Source organism: Rhizobium oryzihabitans, from assembly GCF_010669145.1.
GTDB lineage: Bacteria > Pseudomonadota > Alphaproteobacteria > Rhizobiales > Rhizobiaceae > Agrobacterium > Agrobacterium oryzihabitans.
On sequence record NZ_CP048635.1, the window covers coordinates 59266 to 82006 of the forward strand.

25 protein-coding genes and 1 pseudogene are annotated in these 22741 nt (G+C 59.6%); 21 read left to right on the forward strand and 5 right to left on the reverse strand.

Annotation, left to right across the window (positions count from 1 at the left end):
• The first annotated feature begins 57 nt into the window (after nt 1-57).
• Genes G3A56_RS17125 through G3A56_RS17135 form a run of 3 tightly spaced genes read left to right on the forward strand, consistent with a single transcriptional unit; the run spans nt 58 to nt 2650 of the window.
• A complete protein-coding gene (locus tag G3A56_RS17125) occupies nt 58-1053 on the forward strand; it encodes an aliphatic sulfonate ABC transporter substrate-binding protein (RefSeq protein WP_082185919.1) in 996 nt (331 codons plus the stop codon).
• A complete protein-coding gene (locus tag G3A56_RS17130; protein WP_082185918.1) occupies nt 1050-1919 on the forward strand; it encodes an ABC transporter permease in 870 nt (289 codons plus the stop codon). Before G3A56_RS17125 ends, G3A56_RS17130 begins: the two co-directional genes overlap by 4 nt.
• A complete protein-coding gene (locus tag G3A56_RS17135) occupies nt 1916-2650 on the forward strand; it encodes an ABC transporter ATP-binding protein (protein ID WP_082185917.1) in 735 nt (244 codons plus the stop codon). The genes G3A56_RS17130 and G3A56_RS17135 overlap by 4 nt, the downstream gene beginning before the upstream one ends.
• A 101-nt stretch (nt 2651-2751) precedes the next feature.
• On the opposite strand, the gene G3A56_RS17140 is transcribed toward G3A56_RS17135, so the two are convergent.
• Nucleotides 2752-4044, reverse strand: a complete 1293-nt coding sequence (locus G3A56_RS17140; protein ID WP_035225569.1) for an ABC transporter substrate-binding protein — start codon at nt 4042-4044, stop codon at nt 2752-2754.
• A 112-nt stretch (nt 4045-4156) separates the two neighbouring features.
• On the opposite strand from G3A56_RS17140, the gene G3A56_RS17145 reads away from it, so the two are divergent.
• From G3A56_RS17145 to G3A56_RS17160, 4 genes are read left to right on the forward strand one after another with little or no spacing between them, the layout of a single operon-like run.
• Nucleotides 4157-5221, forward strand: coding sequence for a LacI family DNA-binding transcriptional regulator (locus tag G3A56_RS17145; RefSeq protein ID WP_082185916.1), 1065 nt, complete (start codon nt 4157-4159; stop codon nt 5219-5221).
• Nucleotides 5214-7091 carry a DUF2264 domain-containing protein gene (locus G3A56_RS17150; RefSeq protein WP_082185915.1) on the forward strand — a complete coding sequence of 626 codons (1878 nt, stop codon included), beginning with the start codon at nt 5214-5216 and terminating at the stop codon, nt 7089-7091. Before G3A56_RS17145 ends, G3A56_RS17150 begins: the two co-directional genes overlap by 8 nt.
• The gene (locus G3A56_RS17155) at nt 7088-8104 is read left to right on the forward strand and encodes a hydroxyacid dehydrogenase (protein WP_082185914.1); all 1017 of its coding nucleotides are present in this window, start codon (nt 7088-7090) and stop codon (nt 8102-8104) included. Before G3A56_RS17150 ends, G3A56_RS17155 begins: the two co-directional genes overlap by 4 nt.
• The gene (locus tag G3A56_RS17160) at nt 8101-8877 is read left to right on the forward strand and encodes a sugar phosphate isomerase/epimerase family protein (RefSeq protein WP_082185913.1); all 777 of its coding nucleotides are present in this window, start codon (nt 8101-8103) and stop codon (nt 8875-8877) included. The genes G3A56_RS17155 and G3A56_RS17160 overlap by 4 nt, the downstream gene beginning before the upstream one ends.
• Nucleotides 8878-9097: 220 nt before the next feature.
• Here G3A56_RS17160 and G3A56_RS17165 read toward each other — a convergent pair whose 3' ends face one another.
• The 4 genes and pseudogenes from G3A56_RS17165 to G3A56_RS17180 all read right to left on the reverse strand — a co-directional run bounded on the left by G3A56_RS17165 (nt 9098) and on the right by G3A56_RS17180 (nt 13375).
• On the reverse strand, nt 9098-10174 hold the full coding sequence (locus G3A56_RS17165; protein WP_082185912.1) for an ABC transporter ATP-binding protein: 1077 nt from the start codon (nt 10172-10174) through the stop codon (nt 9098-9100).
• 84 nt (nt 10175-10258) lie between these two features.
• Nucleotides 10259-11134, reverse strand: a complete 876-nt coding sequence (locus G3A56_RS17170; protein ID WP_082185911.1) for a carbohydrate ABC transporter permease — start codon at nt 11132-11134, stop codon at nt 10259-10261.
• Nucleotides 11127-12080, reverse strand: coding sequence for a carbohydrate ABC transporter permease (locus G3A56_RS17175; protein WP_003499791.1), 954 nt, complete (start codon nt 12078-12080; stop codon nt 11127-11129). The genes G3A56_RS17170 and G3A56_RS17175 overlap by 8 nt, the downstream gene beginning before the upstream one ends.
• Nucleotides 12081-12086: 6 nt before the next feature.
• A pseudogene (locus tag G3A56_RS17180) lies at nt 12087-13375 on the reverse strand (ABC transporter substrate-binding protein).
• Between the two features lie 118 nt (nt 13376-13493).
• On the opposite strand from G3A56_RS17180, the gene G3A56_RS17185 reads away from it, so the two are divergent.
• From G3A56_RS17185 to G3A56_RS17240, 14 genes are all read left to right on the forward strand, one after another.
• Nucleotides 13494-14192 (forward strand): TetR/AcrR family transcriptional regulator, encoded by a 699-nt coding sequence (locus tag G3A56_RS17185; protein ID WP_082185910.1) that lies wholly within the window; start codon nt 13494-13496, stop codon nt 14190-14192.
• Nucleotides 14193-14437: 245 nt separating this feature from the next.
• On the forward strand, nt 14438-15580 hold the full coding sequence (locus G3A56_RS17190) for a Gfo/Idh/MocA family protein (protein ID WP_164056752.1): 1143 nt from the start codon (nt 14438-14440) through the stop codon (nt 15578-15580).
• A 10-nt stretch (nt 15581-15590) separates the two neighbouring features.
• Complete coding sequence (locus G3A56_RS17195) at nt 15591-16754, forward strand: dihydrodipicolinate synthase family protein (RefSeq protein ID WP_082185909.1); 1164 nt, start codon at nt 15591-15593, stop codon at nt 16752-16754.
• Between the two features lie 26 nt (nt 16755-16780).
• Complete coding sequence (locus G3A56_RS17200) at nt 16781-17602, forward strand: sugar phosphate isomerase/epimerase family protein (protein WP_003499802.1); 822 nt, start codon at nt 16781-16783, stop codon at nt 17600-17602.
• 19 nt (nt 17603-17621) lie between these two features.
• Nucleotides 17622-18857, forward strand: coding sequence for a Gfo/Idh/MocA family protein (locus G3A56_RS17205; RefSeq protein WP_082185908.1), 1236 nt, complete (start codon nt 17622-17624; stop codon nt 18855-18857).
• Between the two features lie 336 nt (nt 18858-19193).
• A complete protein-coding gene (locus G3A56_RS28455) occupies nt 19194-19364 on the forward strand; it encodes a hypothetical protein (protein ID WP_003499808.1) in 171 nt (56 codons plus the stop codon).
• Nucleotides 19365-19634: 270 nt separating this feature from the next.
• Complete coding sequence (locus G3A56_RS17210; protein WP_003499811.1) at nt 19635-19844, forward strand: cold-shock protein; 210 nt, start codon at nt 19635-19637, stop codon at nt 19842-19844.
• 111 nt (nt 19845-19955) lie between these two features.
• Nucleotides 19956-20243 carry a hypothetical protein gene (locus G3A56_RS17215; protein ID WP_003499813.1) on the forward strand — a complete coding sequence of 96 codons (288 nt, stop codon included), beginning with the start codon at nt 19956-19958 and terminating at the stop codon, nt 20241-20243.
• Nucleotides 20244-20270: 27 nt separating this feature from the next.
• Nucleotides 20271-20507, forward strand: a complete 237-nt coding sequence (gene rpsU, locus G3A56_RS17220; protein WP_035225615.1) for a 30S ribosomal protein S21 — start codon at nt 20271-20273, stop codon at nt 20505-20507.
• A gap of 35 nt (nt 20508-20542) precedes the next feature.
• Nucleotides 20543-20758 carry a hypothetical protein gene (locus G3A56_RS17225; protein WP_003499818.1) on the forward strand — a complete coding sequence of 72 codons (216 nt, stop codon included), beginning with the start codon at nt 20543-20545 and terminating at the stop codon, nt 20756-20758.
• A gap of 148 nt (nt 20759-20906) precedes the next feature.
• Entirely contained in the window at nt 20907-21185 is a 279-nt protein-coding gene (locus tag G3A56_RS17230; protein WP_082185907.1) for a hypothetical protein, read from the forward strand.
• Between the two features lie 86 nt (nt 21186-21271).
• Nucleotides 21272-21409 carry a hypothetical protein gene (locus tag G3A56_RS28460; RefSeq protein WP_003499822.1) on the forward strand — a complete coding sequence of 46 codons (138 nt, stop codon included), beginning with the start codon at nt 21272-21274 and terminating at the stop codon, nt 21407-21409.
• A gap of 625 nt (nt 21410-22034) precedes the next feature.
• Nucleotides 22035-22277 (forward strand): hypothetical protein, encoded by a 243-nt coding sequence (locus tag G3A56_RS17235; RefSeq protein WP_003499824.1) that lies wholly within the window; start codon nt 22035-22037, stop codon nt 22275-22277.
• A gap of 12 nt (nt 22278-22289) precedes the next feature.
• Complete coding sequence (locus tag G3A56_RS17240; protein ID WP_003499825.1) at nt 22290-22598, forward strand: hypothetical protein; 309 nt, start codon at nt 22290-22292, stop codon at nt 22596-22598.
• Nucleotides 22599-22741 lie beyond the last annotated feature (143 nt).

Consider the following 22741-nt stretch of genomic DNA (forward strand, 5'->3'; position numbering starts at 1 on the left):
AAAAACACGCGCCCATACCCTTTAAGTACACAAAATACATAAATTAGGTGAATTAACATGAAGGCTGAACATTCCCGCCGCCAGATCCTGAAATTCGGCATTGCCGGCGCGCTCGCAGCACCGCTTGTCACCGGCAAAGCACTGGCCCAAAGCTCACCGGAGTTCCCCGCGGAGCTGAAGCTGGACTGGGGATTTTACTCGTCCCACACGCTGCTGATAAAGAACAAGGGCTGGCTTGAGGAAGCTTTCAAGGATGTCGGCACCAGGATCACCTGGGTGCAATCCCGGGGCAGCAACAATTCGCTCGAATTCCTCAAGGTCGGATCGACGGATTTTGCCGGTTCGGCGGCACTTTCGGCCTTTCTGGCCCGCGCCAACGGCGTGCCGCTGAAAGTCATCTATGTGGCAAGCTGGGGCGGCTCCTCCATCATCCAGGTGCGCCCGGATTCACCGGTCAAGACCGTTGCCGATCTCAAGGGCAAGACCATTGCGGTCACCAAGGGCACCGCGCCCTATTTCACCCTCGTCCGCGCCCTTGACCAGAACAAGCTGTCGATCAACGATCTGAAGGTGGTGAACCTGCAGCATCCGGAAGGCTTCAACGCGCTTCAGCAGGGGCAGGTTGATGCCTGGGTCGGCATCGATCCGCACACCTCCCAGGCCGAACTTGCCGGCGACAGGGCGATTTTCGATGAGCGCAGCTGGCGCGATGGCAGCGTCTTCAGCGTTTCCGAGGAATTTCTGGCGAAGCACCCGAAAGCGGTCGAGCGTCTCCTCGGCGTCTGGGTGCAGACGCAGAAGTGGATCCGCGAAAACAACGGCGAATTCATCGATTTCGTCACGCAGGTTACCGGCAACGACCCCAAGATCACCAAGCTGACGATCGAAAAGCGTGACTGGAAAGATCCCGTTCCGGGCGAGGAACTGCTGAACTCCATCCGCGTCGTCACCCCGCTGCTCGGCGACGATGTTCTGCGTCCGGGCGTCAATGTCGATAATGTCCTCTCGTCGCTGATCGATCCCGCACCCGCTAAAAAGGCGCTTGGCGCATGAATTCCCATCCGCGCGAATTTCAGCGCGTGAAGCAGACTGCGAAACAATTCCCTTCCCGATTGCCGTTCTTGCAGAGGGCGGGGAATTTCCTAGGGCGGTTCGACCTGCGCGGCGCGATCGTGCCGGTCGGCTCATTGGTGCTGCTCGAGCTTTTCGTCCGCCTGGGCTGGGTCAGTCCTTACGTGCTGCCGCCGCCCTCCGAGCTTTACGAGACGTTTCTGCGCCTTGCGGAAGGTCCATTATGGACAAATGTCGCGGCCAGTACGGCCCGTGTCTTCGTCGGTTTCGTTATCGGCTCTCTGCTTGCAATCGTCGTCGGTTCGCTGGTCGGTCTGGTGGTTGCCGCCGAACGTTATCTCGAGCCGACCTTTCAGGCGCTGAGGGCGGTCCCAAGCCTTGCATGGGTGCCGCTGCTGATGATCTGGTTTGGCATCGGCGAAACCTCGAAAATCGTGCTGATCGCCAAGAGCGCGTTTTTCCCTGTTTATCTCAACCTTTTTTCCGGCATCAGGAATGTTGACCGCAAGCTGGTGGAGGTGGGCGAAATGTATCGCCAACCGCTGCCCGTGCTGGTGTGGCGGATCTTCATTCCCGCCTCCTTGCCGCATCTCTTCACCGGGCTGCGTTATGGGCTGTCGCTGGCCTGGCTGAGTGTCGTCGCAGCCGAACTTCTGGCAGCGTCCGAGGGCATCGGCTACATGCTGTCCGACGGACGGGAGCTATCCCGGCCCGATCTGGTGATGATCGCCATCATCTGCCTTGCGGTACTCGGCAAGATTTCCGACAGCCTCTTCAAGATCGTCGAGGAACGCTGCCTGCGCTGGCGTGACACCTATTCCCTTCACGAAGGAGGACGGGTGCGATGAGTTTGCTTGATGTCGATGTGCGCGAAAAAGCTTTCGGCGACACGGTTGTCCTTCAGGATATCCATCTGACGCTCGGCGATGGTGAAGCGGCGGTTCTTCTTGGCCCCAGTGGGTGCGGAAAGAGCACGTTGCTGCGCATCGCCGCCGGTCTCGACCGGCGTTTTTCAGGCGCGGTCAAGGTTCAGCAGGCAAGGGAAGGTCAGGCATCGGACTCACCGCCCATTGCCTTCGTCTTTCAGGAACCCCGCCTGATGCCATGGCTGACGGTTGCCGAAAACATCGGTTACGCCGCCGGCAAGAAATATGATGTTCATCGGGTGGAAGGGCTGATCGACGATGTGGGTTTGAGCGGCCATGGCAGCGCGCTGCCAAAGGCCCTTTCGGGCGGCATGGCGCAGCGTGTCGCCATTGCAAGAGCGCTTTATACCCAGCCACGCATCTTGCTGCTCGACGAACCTTTCAGTGCGGTCGATGCTTTCACGCGGATGAAGTTGCAGGACCTCGTGCTGAAACTCGTCGAACAGCACGGCATATCCTTCCTGCTCGTCACCCACGATATCGACGAAGCGCTTTACCTCGGTGACAGGATTTACATGATGGGGGCGCATGACGGCCGTATCCAGCAGCGGATAGAGGTGGACGAACCACGCCCACGCGACCGAAGATCGCCGCAGCTCGCCAGCCTCAAGAACGAGGTGCTGACCGCCCTGCACAACGCCCACGTCATCTGACGGTTACGGCCTCGCCCGACTAGTCGGCGTGAGTGAGAAAGAATGCAAAAACGGGCACCGCAGCGCGATTTTCACGCCACGCGGCGGTGCCCCTTTCGTCGTCATCCGCGCTTGCGCAGGGTCCGCGTGCCGGTGTCGACGAGGTTTTGCGCCGCCTCGTCCACGCTGGCGCGGCCGAAGGCGAGCGAGTCGGCGATGGGGCGCATCACCCCACGGTCGAACTCATTGGCCCCAATGGGGGCAGGCTCCGGATAGGGATCGAGCTTGCCGGACAGGCTTTCGATGTAATCCACCGTCTTGCGCTCGGTCTCGTTGAGGCTTGGCAACACCGCTTCGCGCACCTTCTTTGCCGGTGGCACGCCGCGCTCGACGCCGAGAACCTTGCCGGCATCCAGATCGTTGACGAAGAAGTTGATGAACTTCGCCGCCGCCTCCGGATTGGTGGAGGTGGACGAAATGCACCAGATGAGGCCCGGCCGGTAATAATGCCCGGTCGGTTTGCCCGCTCCCTCGCCCGGCAGCATGCCGATGGACAGCGTCTTCTTGTTGAGCGCCTGATAACCGACAAGCTGGTTGGAATAGGCAAAACCGATTGCCGAATTGCCAAGGGTCAGCGCGTTGGATTCGATGGTATTATCATCACGCGTCTGGATATCGGCGGAGACGCAGAGCTTGTTCTCGCGCAGATCCTCCCAATAGGCGAACCATTCCTTGGCGTCTTCCTTGTTGAAGCCGATGGTACCGTCCTGGAACAGGAGCTTGCCGCGCTGGCGCAGCCAGACATCGAAGACATAGTGATAACGCCCGCCATAGGGCACAGCCCAGTAGTTTCGTTTTGCCGGAGCGTTCTTCTTGAAATCGCGCGCCAGTTCCGCCAGCGCCTTCCAGGTGATCTGTTCCTTCGGCACGGAGACGCCGGCTTCCTTCAGCGTCTCGGCATCGTACATCATGCAGAAGGAATTCAGCCCGAGACCGACGCCGTAAAGCTTGCCGTCGATGCGGCAAAGATCGATCTCGCTTTTGCCGAAGCTGGAAAGATCGAGCGCCGAGCCGACGAACTGGTCAAGCTCCATGCAGGCGCCACGGCCGGAATAATCGGCAATGGTGGAAGGCTCGAGCTGGAAGATATCGGCGACGTTGCGTCCCGCCATGGATGTCGCAAGTTTGGTCCAGTAATCGGAACCGGCGATCATCTCGCCGCTGACCACCGTTTGCGGATCTGCCTTCTGATAAAGGGAGATCACCTCATTGGTACGTTTGTTGCGGTCAGCCGACCCCCACCATACGCAACGAAGCCGGGTTTCGGCCGCCATTGCGCGGAAACCGCCCGCCGCCGCGCCAAGACCGGCCAGCGCCGCCGTCACCAAAAATCCACGTCTATCGATAGTTTGCATCTGCTCCTCCCGCGTTTTGCAAATTTCTCACTTATCACTTAAATTCTTGCAAATTTTCCTTATTTGCAATATTTGCATCATAATAGAATTTTTTGCAAGCGCAGGAGACGACATGAACGATACGCCCGACATCAGCCGCCCGCGCCAGTCGGATATCGCCCAGCGCGCAGGGGTTTCCATCAGCACCGTCTCGCGGGTTCTCGCCGGGGAAAAAGGCATCAGCGCATCGATCCAGACCAAGGTTCTGGGTGTGGCGGCAGAACTCGGTTATCCGCTGCGGCCGGTCACGAGCCAGGCGAGCGGCGTATCGCTGGAGGGCAAGAAAATCCTCGCCCTCATGTCCGCCGAGAGGGCGACCGGCGATATCGGCGCTTTTTATCACGATATTTTCGACATGCTGCGCAGCCTTTCCCAGACGGATGGTTTCGAGCTGGATATCCGGCTGCTGCACCAGAAGCAGATCGACGAGGCGCTCACGCAGCGGGTCTGCGAGGTCGATGGCCTTCTCGCCATTGGCCTTGATCCGGAAGAAGAGATCATTCACCGCATCACGCAGGGCGTGCTGCAACCGGTTCTGGTCAATAGCGCAGATCCCTCGATGATGCTGGATTGCGTCTCGCCTTCCAATTTTTACGGCGGCGCGATGGCGGCGCGACGGCTGCTGGAACTGGGCCACCGCAAGGTCGCCTATATCGGCCCGGAGCACCGCCACACCATCAGAGAACGCATGCGCGGCTTCCGGCATACGATCCTGGAGGACGAGGGAACCACCTATGAGGAATTTCTGCTTTCGACGGCGGATAGCGGCTTTGGGCAAGCCGGCGATGCGGTTCGTCAGCTTTTGGCCAAAAACCCCGATCTGACAGGCATTTTCTGCATGAATGACGCCATTGCGCTCGGCGCGCTTGGCGCGGCGCAGGAACTTGGTCTTGCCGTGCCGGACGATCTTTCGATCATCGGTTTTGACGACCTGCCCTTCGCTGAACTCTCCACCCCGCGGCTCAGCACCATCCGGGTCGACCGCCGCGAGATCGCCCGCGAGGCGGTGGAGCTGATGCGCCGCCGGCTGACGGAACCTTCGGCCAATGCCCGGCAGGTTCAGCTGGGTGTGCAGCTGGTGGAAGGACAGACGGCCGGCCAGGCGAAGAAGATGGAAAAGGCGATACGCAATGCATGATGCGGCAAATAACGATCCGATGACCCGTTTCAATCCACTATATGGCAATCCGCTCAAGACCCGCGCCGACGTGCGGCGGGCGCTGGACGACAGTTTCGCACCTCTGCTTCCCTATTTTTCCGAAAGCGGCGCAAGGGTGACGCTGAGTGGCGCCGCCGCGCATTTCGACCGGGCGGCGGCCGATCTGGAAGGATTTGCGCGGCCGCTCTGGGGCATCGCGCCGCTGGCGCTCAGCGGCGATGCATTTGCCCACTGGCCGCTTCTGGCGAAAGGGATCGCCAACGGCACCGATCCCGCCCATCCCGATTACTGGGGCGACGTGCGCCAGAAGGACCAGCGTCTGGTGGAGCTCGCCGCCCTCGGCTTTGCACTTCGGCTTGCCCCGCAACATTTGTGGGAACCGCTGTCCGACGCACAGAAAGACAATGTGCGCCGCTATCTGCTGACGGCCCGCGAGCGTGCCTATGCCGATAATAACTGGAAGTTTTTCCGGGTGATGGTCGACATGGCCCTCGATCATCTCGGCATCGAATTCGACCGCAGCCTGACGGAGACATTCCAGACGGAGCTCGATGGGTTTTACATTGCCGACGGCTGGTATCGCGATGGAAACTACCGCCGCATCGACCATTACATCGCCTTCGCCATGCATTTTTACGGCCTGATCTATGCGAAGCTCAGCAAGCCGGGCGATGCCTTCGCCGAGCGATACCGCGAACGCGCCCGGCTCTTTGCAAGAGATTTCGCCAGCTGGTTCGACGAGGATGGCGGCACGCTGGCCTTCGGCCGCTCCATGACCTACCGTTTCGCCTGCGGCGGCTTCTGGGCCGGCCTTGCCTTTGCCGATGAGGAAGCGCTGCCATGGGGCGAGATCAAGGGGCTGTATCTGCAGCATCTGCGCTGGTGGGCGAACAAGCCGATCGCTGACCGCGATGGTGTGCTTTCCATCGGTTATGCCTATCCGCAGCTCACCATGTCGGAAAGTTATAATTCGGCGGGCTCACCCTATTGGGCCTTCAAGGCCTTCCTGCCGCTCGCTTTGCCTGAAAGCCATCCCTTCTGGCAGGCGGAGGAAAAGCTGCCCGCCACTTCCACGAAACCACACCCGCTCGTTCATCCCGGCATGGTGATGATGCGCAGCAGAGGCAACGTCACCGCGCTTTCCAGCGGGCAGGAAAACCTGTCTATGCGCTGCGGGCCGGAGAAATATGCCAAATTCGCCTATTCCTCCCGCTACGGTTTTGGCGTGGAAGTGGACGAGCGCGGTTTCAAGACCAATGGTTTCGACAATATGCTGGCCTTCTCCGAAGACGGCCTGCATTACCGCGTGCGTGAAACGAACGACACGGTGTTATTGGCGGGGGTGAACCTTCGGGCAACTTGGAAGCCATTCCCGGATGTCGCGGTTGAAACGACGCTGGTTGCGGCCGGAGACTGGCACATCAGACTGCACAGAATCACCTCCGCCCGCCCCCTTTCGCTCACCGAGGGCGGCTTTGCGATCAACCGCAACGATGGTGACCGCGATGCGATGAACGAGGCGGCAGGCCGCGCGACCGCGAATTGCGGCACCGACATATCCGCGATCGTCGATCTCGGCTCCAGCATATTCCGGCAGGGTGTGGCGCTGAAGGCGCTTCCCAATACCAGCCTCGTTTACGCCAAAACCACAGTGCCGCAATTGCGGGGCGACATTCCGGTGGGTGAAACCCTGCTCGCCTGCGCCGTCTTTGTCGGACTGGCCGGGCCCGAAAGCGAAAAAGCCGTGGCGGCAGTTCCTGCACTTCCGGACATGGCAGCGCTTGATCGCCTGTTTGTTGAGCGCGGCGTCCCCGTCAGCAGCATGGCGGCGGCGGGAGAACCCCAATGACGAGCCCGCTTCCGCGTCTCAGCCTTGCCATGGACCCGGAGCGGACGCAGCATGTGCTGACGCCACAGGCGCTCGAGAAATTGTCGCAGAGCGTCGATATCCTCGACATCCGACCGATCTGCGATTTTCACGATCCAGCCGTCAAAGACCGGCTGGAACAGACCGATATTCTTCTGACCGGCTGGGGCTGTCCCGAAATCGGCCTGCGGGAACTGGCCTTGATGCCGCGCCTCCGGTTGATTTCGCATGCCGCCGGGACGGTGAAATATTTCCTGTCCCAGGCGGTTTTCGAACGCGGTGTCACGGTGTGCAGCGCGGCCGAGGCGAATGCGCAGCCGGTCGCGGAGTTCACTCTGGCTATGATCCTGCTTTCCGGCAAGCGTACCTTCGGTTTCCGGCGTATCTACGGGGAGGATCGCGGGCGGGGAAACGTCGACCGCCTGCAATCGCAGGCCATCGGAAATCTCGGCCTGACGGTCGGCCTGGTCGGGGCTTCGCGCATCGGGCGTCGGGTCATCAATCTGCTGCAGCCCTTCGATCTCGATCTTATTCTTTTCGACCCGTTCTTAAGCGCGGCGGAGGCGGAACGGCTCGGTGTGCGTCTTGTCTCGCTCGATGAGCTGATGGCGATGAGCGACGTGATTTCTTTGCATGCGCCATCCCTGCCGCAGACCCGGCATATGATCGGCGCGGATGCGCTTGCCCGGATGAAGGCCGGCGCAACCCTGATCAACACGGCGCGCGGCGCACTTGTTGATGAAGATGCCCTTCTCGCGCAACTGAAAAGCGGACGCATCGAAGCCGTCATCGACGTGACCGATCCGGAAGTGCCGCCGCAGAATTCACCCTTCTACAGCCTGCCGAATGTATTCCTGACACCGCATATCGCCGGCGCCGTCGGGCTTGAGCGCGCACGGCTTGGCGACATGGCGATTGCCGAGATCGAACGCTTCTGCCGGGCAGAACCATTGCAACAGCAGATACGGCCGGAACATCTGGAACTGATCGCATGAGAATTTTCGAGCCGGGCCTTTGCTCCGTCACCTTCCGCTCGCTGTCACCGCAGGCGGTTATCGATCTTGCCGCCGCAAATGGCATCAAGGCAATCGAATGGGGCGGCGACATCCATGTTGCGCCCGGCGACCTCGACAATGCGAGGGACGTGGCGGCGCGAACGGCGAAAGCCAGCCTCACCGTTTCCTCCTATGGCTCCTACATCTTCGCGCCGGATTTTGCACCGGAGGATGTGACCGCCACTCTTGAAACCGCAAAGGCGCTCGGCACCGGCCATATCCGCATCTGGCCCGGCAGCCGCAAACGCCCATCTGTCGATTATGCCCCTGAAGAACGCCGCGCGGCGACCGATGCGTTGGCAACACTCGCCCGCCGGGCGGACGACTATGGCATGACGATCGGGCTCGAATATCACCCCAATTCACTGACGGACACCCTGCCTTCGGCCCTGCAACTCATGCAGGACCTGCCGATACCAAACCTCTTTTTCTACTGGCAACCCGCCCCCGGCCTGTCGCTGGATGACGCACTTGTGGAGATATCGGCGCTCGGCTCGCGCATCTGCCACCTGCATGTCTTCGCCTGGCTCAGTGATGCCAGCCGCCTGCCGCTTCGCGAGCGTGCTGATTATTGGCGGGCCTGCGTCGATGCCTTGCCGGCAAGCGCCTGGACGAAACCTGCCTATGCGATGCTGGAATTCGTCAAAGGTGACAATGTCGGCCAGTTCTCGGAAGACGTGGCGGCGCTGAGCGAGATTCTCGCCGGCTCGTAGAACCGCTTTTCCCTTATCGAAAACGGACGCGGCGGACTAAAATTCGCTATCGTCACAACGCGTCCTGTTGCCCTCATCCCTGTGCTTGTCACAGGGATCCAGCCAGCCCAAGTCTTTGGGCTGAAAAGACTCTTTTCGCCGCGCGGACGCACGTCGGCTGGATTCCTGTGACAAGCACAGAAATGAGGGAGGCAGCTCCTCCCCCACCCGGTTATGCCCGCTATATCCGCCGCCCGTCCGATCCGAACAGATGCGTCTTCGCCAGATCAAACGCAAAGGGAATGGTCTCGCCGATGCGGATTTGGCGCTGGCCGTCGAGAACAACGGTGGCGGGCTGGCCGTCGGGTGTGCTGGTGTAAACCACCGTCGAGCCGCCGAGATGCTCGACGAGCTGGATGGAGGCATCACCGAGCGAGGCCGACTGGGCCTGCGGGTTCACATGTTCGGGGCGCACGCCGAAGGTGAGCGACTCGCCCTCCTGAGCTGCCACCGGCTTGTCAAGCACAATGCGCTGGCCGGCCACCTCGATGGTGCGGTGGGAACTATCACCGGATGAGACTTTCGCGGAGAGGAAGTTCATCTTCGGCGAACCGATGAAACCGGCCACGAACTGGTTGGCCGGGTTGTTGTAAAGATCGAGCGGACGGCCGACCTGCATGATGCGGCCGTCGCGCAGGACCACGATCTTGTCGGCCATGGTCATGGCCTCCACCTGGTCATGCGTCACATAGATCATGGTGCTGCCGAGCGTCTGGTGCAGCTTGGCGATTTCAACGCGCATCTGTACGCGCAGTTCCGCATCGAGGTTGGAAAGCGGCTCGTCGAACAGGAAGATTTTCGGCTCGCGCACGATCGCCCGGCCAATGGCGACACGCTGGCGCTGACCGCCCGAAAGCGCCTTCGGCTTGCGCTGCAACAGCGGGCCGATTTGCAGGATATCGGCGGCTTTCTGAACCCGCGCCTCGACCTCCGGCTTCTTGTAACCTGCCGTTTCCAGCCCGAAGGCGAGGTTCTTGTAAACACTCATATGCGGATAGAGCGCATAGGACTGGAAGACCATGGCGATGCCGCGCTTGGAGGCGGCTGTTTCGTTGACCCTTTCGCCATCGATGCGAAGATCGCCCTCGGAGATTTCCTCAAGACCGGCGATCATGCGCAGAAGCGTGGATTTACCACAGCCCGAGGGGCCGACGAAAACGGTGAACTCACCCGGCTCGATCTTGAGATCGATACCGTGAACCACCGGAAAGGCGCCGAACCTTTTGACGATTTTTTCGAGCGTAATGCTGCTTGCCATGCTGTTTCTCCCGACCGTCGCGCCGCGTGAAAGGGCGGCCGCGACGGTGTTGATGCTAAAATTCGTTCTCTGTCCGGGTTCCGTTCAGCGTTTCATCCCAGTGGTGGCGATGCCCTCGATCAACAGCCGCTGGAAGAACAGGAAGAACAGGAAGACCGGCACCAATGACAGGTTGGACATGGCGAAAAGCGAGGTCCAGTCCGAGCTGCCGGTGGAATCCACGAAGGATCTGAGGCCGAGCTGCACGGTGTAGGTATTGATGTCGTTCAGATAGATCAGCGGGCCGAAGAAATCGTCCCATGTCCAGATGAAGGAAAAGATCGCGGCCGTGGCCAGAACCGGCATGGACAGCGGCAGCATGATCTTCCAGTAAATACGGAAGGGCGAGCAGCCATCCATGACAGCCGCCTCATCCAGTTCGCGCGGAATGCCGCGGAAGAACTGCACCATCAGGAAGATGAAGAACGCGTCCGTCGCGAGGTACTTCGGCACGATCAGCGGCAGCGAGGTATTCACCCAGCCCATTTCCAGAAACAGGATATATTGCGGGATGAGCACCACGTGATAGGGCAGCATGAGCGTGCCGAGCATCAGCGCGAACCAGAAATTGCGCCCGCCGAACCGAAGCCGGGCAAAAGCGAAGGCGGCGAGCGAACATCCGACGACATTGCCGATGGTGGCCAGCACCGAGATGAAGAAGGAGTTCCAGAAGAACTGCCCGAAACTCACCTGCAGCCCGGACCAGCCACGGATATAGCCGCCGAAATCAACCGACGAGGGGATGAGTGAGGAGGAGCCGAACAGCTCGTCCTGCGGGCGGAACGAACCCGAAATCATCCACAGGATCGGATAGAGCATCGCGAAGGACGCGATGATCAGGGCCGTGTGGAGCATCACCGATTTCAGCGGCGTGCGTTGCGGGCCTTGTCCCGGCCGGGGAGCGGTAACAGCGTCAGTCATCGTAATGCACCCAGTATTTTGCGCTGAGGAACGAGAAGGCCGTAAACAGCGAGATGATGATCACCAATATCCAGGCAAGCGCCGAGGCATATCCCATGCGGAAGAAACCGAAGGCTTCCTGGTAGAGGTAGAGCGTGTAGAACAGCGTCGAGTTGATCGGGCCGCCGGTGCCTTCGGAGATGATGAAGGCGGGCGTGAAGGCCTTGAAGGCGTCGATCGTCTGGATCACGGCGTTGAAGAAGATCACCGGCGTCAAAAGCGGCAGCGTAATGCGGAAGAACTGCCGCATCTTGCCCGCGCCGTCGATATCGGCCGCCTCATACATATCCTGCGGAATTTGTCTCAGACCCGCGAGGAAGATGATCATCGGCGAACCAAACTGCCAGACGGACAGGATGACCAGCGTGTAGATCGAATAATCCGGATTGGAAATCCAGCTTGGCCCTTCATAACCGAAGGCCTGCCAAAGGATCATGTTGACGAGACCGTCGGAGGCGAAAAGCTGGCGCCAGAGAACCGCGATAGCCACGCTGGAACCGAGCAGCGACGGCAGATAGAAGATCGCCCGGTAGAGCGTCAGCCCCTTGATGCCGCGATTGAAGGCGAGTGCGACGAGAAGCGCGAAGATGAGCTTCAAGGGCACCGACAGCAGCACATAGGTAAACGTCACCTGCATGGCGGCCGCGAATTTGGGGTCGGCGGTGGCGATGCGCACGTAGTTGGCCGCCCCCACCCAATCCGGAGATTGCAACAGGTCGTAATTGGTGAACGACAGATAGAGCGACGCGAGCGCCGGGCCGAGGGTGAGGCCGAAAAAGCCGATCAGCCAGGGCAGAAGAAACAGGTAGGCGTGAATGTTGCGGTCGAAAATCCGCTTCACGCCGCCCCGCTTCGGGAGAGCCGCGCCACGGCTCTCCTCAACGAGTGTTTCAGATCGAAAGGCCATACATTATCACTTCCGTTTGATAACGGTTTCAGATTCCTTGACGAGCCGGTCACCACCCTGTTCCGGCGAGATCTTGCCGAAGCCGACTTCCTCGGCCGTGCGCTTCAGGACGAAGGCGAATTCGCCGGCGCCCGGAGGTGGTGCGGGCGGCAGATCGCCGACATCGGGGGTGATTTTGGCAATATATTCCACCATGCTCTTGCTGACCTCGTCGAGCTTGGGGTCAGCGCGTCGCGCATGGATTCCGATGCCGGAACGCCGCGTTCCACACCGAGAATATCGATGCCCTGCGGTTCCGCGACGAGGAAGTTGATGAAGCCGATCGCCTGCTCAATTCCGGCGCTGCCATTGGCGACGCTGATCAGCATCGAGGGCTTCAGATAGTGCCCAGAAGGGCCATCCTTCTTGCTCTTCGGATAGGAACTCATCGCCAGCTTGGACTTGTTGAGCGCCTGGTAACCCACGAACTGGTTGGAATGGGCGAATGCGGTTGCCGCCTTGCCCGTCGTCAGCGGGTTCGTCTCGATGTTGAGCTGGTCGAGCGCCTGGACATCGGCCGGCACGCAGGCGCCGCTCTTGCGCAGATCCGCCCACATGGTGAACCACTTGGTCGCGTCGGTGGGATCAAAACCGATGCCACCATCCTGCGTGTAGAGCGATTTGCCGTTCTGGCGCAGCCAGTTCTCGAAGCTCGGCTCCACGCCGCTCGCATCAGCCGTCGCGTAATAGCCGGGCTTCGGCTTGTTTTTGCTGAGCTTGGCGGCGTTTTCGGCAAACTCCTCCCAGGTCTGGCCGATCGACGGCGGCGTCGCACCGGATTTTTCCCAGGCCGCCTTGTCGAAGAAGACAGCACTGGAATTGACCCCGAGATTGATGCCGTAAAGCTTGCCGTCGACCCGGCCGGAATCGATGTTCATCTTGCCGAAATCTTCGATCTTCAGACCCTTGCCGATATAGTCGTCGAGAGGCGCCAACGCGCCGCGCCGGCCATATTCGAAGATATAGCGATAATCCATCTGGATCAGGTCCGGCGCATTGCGGCCCGCTACCTGCGTGGCAAGGCGCGGCCAGTAATCGCTCCAGCCGGCGAATTCACCGGCAATGTCGAGATCGGGCTTGACCTGCTTGTAGGCGGCTATCGCCTTGTTGGTACGATCCGCACGCTCCTGCGACCCCCACCACAACATACGCAGCCGCGCGGCCTGAGCCTGCGCCGAACCGCCCCCCAATGTTGCAAGTGAAAGGGCCGCAAGGCCCGCAGAAAGCACAGTTCTCCTCTGAAGCATCACGGACATTGGCAACTCCTCCCTATTGACTGCCAAATTGATGATGAGTGTAAACGACTATTGCCGTTTTATAACTAATTGGTTACATGGGAACACTGATCGACAACATTGTCAAGCGGGTGATGAAATGGAAGAAACGACGAAAAACCATCAGCCCGATCCGGCTCCCGAAAAAGCGCCTGCCCCCAAGCGTAAACGTGCGACGGCCCAGGTGCGAAACCCCGAGAGAACGCGGGCAGCCATTCTTGAAGCCGCCCGCCGTGAGGTGGCCGCCAAGGGGCTGGCAGGCGCGCGCATCGACGTCGTCGCAAGGCGGGCCGGCACCAACAAGCGGATGATCTACCATTACTTCGGCGACAAGGACGCGCTTTATCTCGCGGTTCTGGAAGACGCCTATCGCCATATCCGTCACACCGAAAGACGGCTTGACCTCACCCGCAAGGCGCCGTCGGAAGGCCTGCGGGAACTTGCGCTTTTCACCTGGCATTATTTTCTCGACCACCCGGAGTTCCTAAGCATCCTCGCCACCGAAAACCTCAATAAAGCCCGCTATCTCAAGCAATCCCCGACGATTGCGGCCATGCACTCGAACTTCATTTCCGAGCTTGAGGACGTGCTGCGGCGCGGCAGCGATACGGGCGAATTCCGTGACGGCCTCGATCCTATCGACGTCTATCTGACGATTGCCTCGCTCGGCGCTTTCTATCTGTCGAATCGATTTACGCTGTCGACGATCTTCCAGCGCGACCTGACCGACCCCGCCGAACTCGAACGCTGGGGCCAGCATATCGTTGACACCCTGCTTGCTGCAGTGCGGCCGGTCTGAGCCGCAAAAACCGAATTCCTCTTTAACAACAGCGACGACGCGCCATTCGCATTCGCGAAGCGCGTCGTTTCCTTTTGCGCCGCGGCACGAGGCCGTGATTCCAGCCGCCGCCACAACATGTGATTTTCCTGCCAAAAACACCTTGACAGATCGCGTCCTTCACGATCACAAATAACCAAATGGTTACAAATTGCCATGTTTGACGGAAGCGGCTTTTGGGAAAAGGTCGCCTTGGGAGGAAATTCATGAAACGTATCGGCGTCATCATGCACGGCATCACCGGCCGCATGGGTTACAATCAGCACCTCGTGCGCTCCGTTCTCGCCATTCGCGATCAGGGCGGCGTGGTTTTGAAGAGCGGCGAAAGGGTCATGCTCGACCCCATTCTGGTCGGCCGCAACGGTGCGAAAATCGAGGAAATCGCCAAAAAGCACAATGTCGCGCGCTGGACGACCGATATTGACGCCGCACTTGCGAACCCGGATGACACGCTGTTCTTCGACGCCGGCACGACGCAGATGCGCGGCAGCCTGCTGGAGAAAGCCATCAAGGCCGGCAAGAACGTTTATTGCGAAAAGCCGATTTCCGATACGATGGAAGAAGCGCTGGCGATTGCCCGGCTGGCCGAAAGCGCGGGCATCAAGCACGGCGTGGTGCAGGATAAGCTGTTTCTGCCCGGCCTTCGCAAGCTCGCCATGCTGCGTGACAGCGGCTTTTTCGGGAAAATCCTCTCGGTGCGCGGCGAGTTCGGTTACTGGGTCTTCGAGGGAAACTGGCAGCCGGCGCAGCGTCCTTCCTGGAATTACCGCCTGAAGGATGGCGGCGGCATCATTCTCGATATGCTGTGCCACTGGCGTTATGTGCTCGACAATCTGTTCGGCCCGGTCAAATCCGTCAGCTGCCTCGGCGCAACACATATTCCTGAACGTTTCGACGAGCAGGGCAAAGCCTATAAGGCAGATGCGGACGATGCTGCCTATGCCACATTCGAACTGGAAGGCGGCGCTATCGCCCACATCAACTCTTCCTGGGCCGTGCGGGTACGCCGCGACGATCTCGTCACCTTCCAGGTGGACGGCACCCATGGTTCGGCCGTGGCGGGCCTGACCAAATGCTTTACCCAGCACCGCACCAACACGCCGAAGCCGGTCTGGAACCCCGACCAGCCGCAAACCATCGATTTCTACAAGACCTGGCAGGAAGTGCCGGACAATGTGGTCTACGACAACGGCTTCAAGGCGCAATGGGAAATGTTCGTGCGCCATCTCGTCGATAACGACCCATGGCCCTACGGGCTGATGGAAGGCGTGAAGGGCGTGCAGTTGGCCGAACTGGGGCTGAGATCGTGGAAAGAACGCCGCTGGCTCGACGTTCCCACACTTTCCTGAGGAGGCGACAGTGAGCGAACTCAAGCTTCCGAAGGACGACCGCAGCATTGAGGTCTACCGGCTGTCAGGCACGCCTGTTCCCGTCGAAAAACGAAGTGCTGCGGATTTCAACCGCGTCGCCTTCGCCGCGGCCCATGTGGTGGCCGATCCCCTTGCCGACAACGACCCGTGGTTGACGCCCGCCATCGACTGGGACGCCACCTTGCGTTTCCGTCACCGCCTGTGGGACCTCGGCCTTGGTGTCGCCGAGGCCATGGATACGGCCCAGCGCGGCATGGGGCTGGCATGGCCGCAGGCGCAGGAACTGATCTCCCGATCGTTGAAGGAAGCGGCCACCCGCAAGGATGCGCTGATTGCCTGCGGCGTTGGCACGGATCATCTCAATGGCGGCAGCCACGACCTGAACCAGATTATCGACTCTTACATCGAACAGCTTGATTTTGTTCAGGGAGAAGGTGGCCGCGTCATCCTGATGGCAAGCCGTGCACTGGCCGCTGCCGCCCGTTCGCCGGACGACTATCTGCGCGCCTATGCCAAGGTTCTGTCCCGCGCGGATGAAAAGGTAGTGATCCACTGGCTGGGCGAAATGTTCGACCCGGCGCTTGAGGGTTATTGGGGGGCTGGCGACCACATGGAGGCAATGGAAACCTGCCTTGCCATGATCGAGGAGAATGCCGACAAGATCGACGGCATCAAGATTTCGCTTCTCTCCAAGGAAAAGGAAATCGTCATGCGCCGCCGCCTGCCTGCAGGCGTGCGCATGTATACCGGCGACGATTTCAATTATGCCGAACTGATCGCCGGTGACGAAAAAGGTCATTCGGACGCGCTGCTGGGCATTTTCGACGCCATTGCGCCGGCCGCCTCCAAGGCGCTCGCCAGCCTGAAGCGCGGTGCGGACAATGAATTCTTCGACATTCTGGAGCCGACGGTGGCGCTCTCGCGCCATATCTTCAAGGCGCCGACCCGCTTCTACAAGACCGGCGTCGTATTCCTCGCCTATCTCAATGGCCTGCAGGACCATTTCACCATGGTCGGCGGGCAGGAAAGCACCCGCTCCACCCAGCATTTCGCCGAGCTTTTCCGGCTGGCGGACAAGGCGAATGCGCTTGCCGAGCCGGATCTCGCCACGCACCGCATGAAAGCGTTTCTGGCGGTCCGGGGCATCGGCTGAGGCAGCAGAACAAGGGAGAGAACGACATGAGCCTTGAAGGCCTTTCCATCAATTTCGCCACCGTGCGACAGGGCGGCGATTTCGGCGCTATCGTTGATGCATGCCTTGCGCATGGCATCACCGCCATTTCGCCCTGGCGCGAACAGGTGCACGGCATCGGCCTTACTGAAGCCGCCCGCATCGTTGAGCAGAACGGCATTCGCCTCAGCGGCCATTGCCGTGGCGGCTTTTTCCCCGCCCCCGATGCGGAAGGCCGCCGCCGCGCCATCGAGGACAATAAACGCGCCGTCGATGAGGCCGCCGCCATGAAGGCCGATTGCCTCGTGCTTGTCGTGGGCGGCCTGCCCGCCGGCTCGCGCGATCTCAAAGGTGCGCGGCAGATGGTGGAAGACGGCATGGCCGAACTTCTGCCCTATGCGCGGGCCGCTGGCGTGCCGCTCGCCATCGAGCCGCTGCATCCCTTCTATGCCGCCGACCGCGCCTGCTTCAACACCCTGAAACAGTCGCTCGATCTGTGCGACAGGCTGGGGTCTGGAACCGGCGTCGCCATCGATGTCTACCACGTGTGGTGGGACCCGGAACTGGAGGAACAGGTGGCGCGCGCGGGCCGGAACGGGCAAATTCTGGCGCACCATATCTGCGACTGGCTGGTGCCGACGACCGATCCGCTCAACGATCGCGGCATGATGGGCGACGGCGTGATTGACCTCAAGGCATTTCGCGCCATGATCGAGGCCGCCGGCTTCCACGGCCCGCAGGAAGTGGAGATTTTTTCGCATCGCTGGCAGGCGCGCCCGATGGATGAGGTTCTCACCACCGTGGTGGAGCGTTTCAAGACTGTTTGTTGATATATCCGGGAGAGAGACAATGCCTGAAAGGGTGAAACGCAAACGCTATGCGCTGGTCGGCACCGGCAATCGCGGCACCACCATGTGGGGGCGCGAACTTCTGGCCGGGTGGAGCGACTATGTCGAACTGGTCGGCATTTGCGACCTGAACCTGATGCGCGCCGAACGGGCCCGCGCCATGATGGGATCCAACGCACCTCTTTATGATGACTTCGACCGGATGATGGTGGAGCAGCGACCGGAGCTGGTGATCGTCTGCACGCCTGATGACACCCATGACGACATCATCATCCGTGCGCTGGAAGGCGGCGCGGATGTCATCAGTGAAAAACCCATGACCACGACGCCGGAAAAGATCGACCGCATCCGCGCGGCGGAGGCAAAAAGCGGTCGCCGCGTCGACGTTTCCTTCAATTACCGTTTCTCGCCGACGGCGGCGCGCATCAAGGAGCTGATCGACGACGGCGCGATCGGCACCGTCACCTCGGTCGATTTCCACTGGTACCTCGATAACCAGCACGGCGCGGATTACTTTCGCCGCTGGCACGCTTTCACCGAACATTCGGGCAGCCTGTTCGTGCACAAGGCCACCCACCATTTCGATCTTCTGAACTGGTATCTCGATTCCGACCCCGTCGAAGTCAAAGGGTTTGGGCAATTGCTGCATTATGGCAAAAACGGCCCATTCCGGGGAACGCGCTGTCGCACCTGTCCGCACAAGGAGGAGTGCGACTATTTCATGGATCTCGGCGCCGACCCCTTCCTCGATGCGCTCTATGAAGACCCTTCGGCCGTGGACGGCTATATGCGTGACGCCTGCGTGTTCCGCGAGGAGATCGATATCCCTGATACCATGAGCGCCTCCATCCGTTATGCAAGCGGCGTGCAGGTCTCCTATTCGCTCAACACCTATATGCCGATCGAGGGCCACCACATCGCCTTTAACGGGCACAAGGGCCGAATCGAGATGCGCCAGTATGAAAAGCAGCCCTGGACGGAGCCGCCGGCAGACGAAATCCTGCTGGTGAAAAGTTTCGGCGGCGGCGTCGAGCGTATCTGGGTGCCGCACGAGCCGGGCGGCCACTATGGCGGCGACAACCGCATGCGCGACATGATCTTCAAGCCCGGCTCCAACGACCGGCTGCGGCAGCGGGCCGGTTCACGCGCCGGCGCCATGTCCGTTCTCTGCGGCGTGGCAGCCCTGAAGAGTGCCCGCGAAGGCGGCACGGCGGCGGTGAAATCCCTGCCCCTCTAGATATTTCCGGTGCGCGGCCCTTTCGATTCTGTCGCCGCGCGCCGCAACTGCCAAAAAGAACGGACGACATTCCACAGATTACGCGCTTCTTCCCTGCCGGTAAGGTGATGGCCGGGGGAAGAAAGAGTTAACCATGTCCAGTCTTCAATCACTCGTTCCGCTAATCATCATTGGCGCCAGCCTTATCCTATTCTTCAAATGGGTAGGCCGCGACATGAACAGGCAAGAGAAAAAGCCGCGCTCCCGCCGCTGACGGTGAAAAGCGCGCCTGCTTTGGCGCGCCAGCGGAACTTCGCACTCATCCCGGCGTTTCCCTGTCCAACAGGAGAACGCGCGATGACGCAGCAGCAAAAGCCGAAAACGACCGATAAACGGCCCTCGAAGGCAAGCGAAATTCCACCCGCCGGGCCGCATGCCAAACCCTCCCTCACCGACCATGACAAGACGCCCGGCGCGGGCAGCCTGCCAGAGGACGACGCGAAAGACGTCTCTCCCGGTGCTGGATGACAAAACATCGAAAAATTGGTTTCGCAACCGGGCTACGCGTGGAAAAAGTAAATTTTAACAGTGACTTATGCGCATGACCATTGTCGAATGATGCAATTCCCGCCCCGGCCCATTGCAAAATCAAAAATTGAGCCTATATTCGCCATATCGACCATTGCTTGTGACGTCGCTCCTGGGACACTACGTCCCGACGGATTTCCTCTCAAATAATCGATCTAATCCCGCAAGGTATCGCGGGAACCACAACGATTGCTACGAAAGGAAATCGTTATGAACACTGGTACTGTAAAGTGGTTCAACGCCACCAAGGGCTTCGGCTTCATTCAGCCTGACAACGGCGGCACGGACGTTTTCGTCCACATCTCTGCTGTTGAGCGCGCAGGCATGCGTTCGCTGAACGACGGTCAGAAGATCACCTACGACATCGTCCAGGACCGCAAGTCCGGCAAAAGCTCCGCCGATAACCTTCAGGCAGCTTGATATTTGTCATTTGACCCCGCAGACCACGGATGTACTGGCTGCCGGTTCGAGTGATTGTGAGAGGTCGGGTTTAAGCCCGGCCTTTTGTTTTTTTGGCCATGGGAGGCCCTCATGCGCAAAAATCTATACCGCTCCGGCGATGCGATCGTTCTGAAGGCAGGCGTCCTTGGCGCCAACCAGCCCAGCGGCCCCGGCCGGATCATAGCGGTTCTGCCGGAAACACAGGGCCTGGTTCGTTTCAGGGTGCGTTTCCAGCACGAGAATTTCGAACGGAATATAGCGCTCGACGAAATTGATGCGGCTTCCTCGTCATCGCGGGCCCGAGATGTGGAGAATTCAGCACCCCGCGCGCCGGGATCGAGCTGGATCAACACGAATACGATCAAGATCAGAAAATAGCAGCGGTGGCTGCGTTAAGGAGATATTTTGCAGGTACTCGTCCGAGATAACAATGTTGAACAGGCCCTTCGCGTCCTGAAGAAGAGAATGCAGCGCGAAGGTATCTTCCGCGAAATGCGCGCGCGTGAATCCTACGAAAAGCCGTCGGAAAAGCGCATCCGTGAGGAAGCCGAAGCCGTGCGCCGCCACCGCAAGATGGCGAAGAAGAAATTGCAGCGCGAGGGACTGCTTCCCTCCCCCAAGAAGGTTGCCCGCGCCCGCTAACCGTCAAAACAGCGCTTGCGCAAAGGAGAATGCCAATGGCTGCGACAAAAGAAGCCTTTTTCAAACCCGGCAAATTATCCGCGCAGGACAAGGCATCGCTGACGGACAGCGCGGCAAAGCAGATCATCAATGCTGAGTCCGCCCAGCGTGCCCGCAAGACGGAACGCCTTCGCCAGCTTCGCGAAGCACAGGAAGCGACCATCGTCGCCCCTGTGCCCGCACGCCCGAAAAAGCCCTCCGCGAAAAAATGATCCGGCTGCGTTTTTTGACGTGGCCGACCGCAAAAAATTCTTGAACCTGATACATAACAGGCGCAGGCTTCGCGTGGTCAGCATTCCGCTGAATGACGCTGATGATTGAGGACTGAGTGTCCTCGCCCCCGAACGAAAGAAGGTCGAGATGTCTTCCGAGTTTTATTCATCAAGCCTCTCACGCAACCTCGTCCGCACCGGTGGCGCGGGCTACCGGGAAAACGCCTCGTTGCGTCTACTCCTGGGCAAAGCCGAAGAAACGGCTGAGCGCGTGGACTACTATCGCGGGGAACCGACAGGTTTTTCGGCCTTTCCGGATTTCAGCCGTCAGACCCGCATGGCGCGAAGCCTCCTCTCTGCAGGGCGTATCCGCCTGACCAACCCGGCCGTGGAGAAAAATCCACTGTCTGGACCACCTTCCCCGTGACGATAAGGCCGCTTGCCGCAATCGGCCTGTGACGAGCGACCATGCACGGACCGCATCCGATACCAGTTCAATATGAGGAGGACACCATGGCCAAGGGTCAAGTACGCAGCAACAAGGAAATCCGCAAGCCGAAGAAGGACAAGACCAAGGCCGCAGCAGCAGCGCCAGCCGGCTCGCAGGTCAAGTTCGCAAACGCCACGACAGCGGATGGCAAAAAGAAATAGGGCAAGGTCGAAGCCGGTCGCTGACAGGTGCCGGCGACGAAACATCTCCTGGTATACGGACTTGTTTTGGCCACATTGCCCTTCTATATAAAGAATGTAGCAGCTGCTGGTGAGCGCAAATGAAATTGTCGTTCGCAGTTGTTTTAGTCGCTTTGGACTTTTGACCACGGATGTACTGGCACTGGTGTTAAGAGCGATATGAGGAAGGTCGGTGCAATATTGCCCCGGCCTTTTTTGTTGTCTTTAAAGGCCATGCCGAAACCTGCTCAATACCGCCGCTGACGGCGGAATTAACTTGCGTATTCCGTACAAAGAGCGCACCTTTTATTGGCGGCGATTTTAAAGGGCGTTGCCGTCTTGAGGCTGGTTGCCGATTTCAAGCCCGTTTTACACATGTTTCGATGGAACGGCCGCCCTTGGAATTCAACAGGGCCTGCCGAAGGCATCGGCCCCGAAAACCGGCATCGGTCATCAACCGTCCCGGCATCGTTTCAAAATGTTGGAACGTCCCCGTGCAGCCTTAATAAGGGACGCGCGACGCTCCGGCTTTTCTGAGCTCACAAGAAAGGAGGATTCAATGTCTTCCGCATCCCATAGCTGCCTGATCTCTTCTCAGGATCTCAAAATGCTTCAATCGGTCCTCGAAAATGTCGGCTTCAATTGCCATGACGAGGAGAATGACAAGAAACTTCACAACAGGGCAGCCCGCAAGATAATCGAACTGTATCAGGACGGCCTGACCGATCCTGTGGAACTGACGAAAGAAATGCGTTTCCTGTTCGGCGTCCAGAAGCACGACCGGATCAAACCATGGAAACCGCTCCCCCGTTATGCAATCCAGGGCCTGCCACTGCTTTACCGGCATTGAGGGAGAGCGCAGATGCGTGAATACATCATGGTCAGCACCGGCCTTTGGCTCGGGCTGTTCCTGACATGGTATCTCGTCACCCTGTACGATACGGATAAAATTGTTGCGCCGAACGTTGTTTCGGCGCTGCCGCAACTGATGACGTCATCGGAATGCGAAGCCCAGTTCGGCATTCTCTTTTCGATGGGCGACAAGCTGTTGAAGGCCGGTGGCCCTGTTGTTCCCGAGGATTTGCGCCGAAACATTGAAAGCTGCATCTCTTCTGACGAGGGCAGCCGTCTGAAATTGAAAGATAATCAACTCATTCGGCTTTTCCCCTGAGGCTCCGCCGACAACCGGCCCAGTCTACCAGATTTAATAACCATCAAAATCACCGATGAAAATAACGGCTTGGCAAACGGGATATATCAGGAGACACTAAATCGATCGGACATCATGTCCGGGAGTTTGCGTCTGCGTGGAGG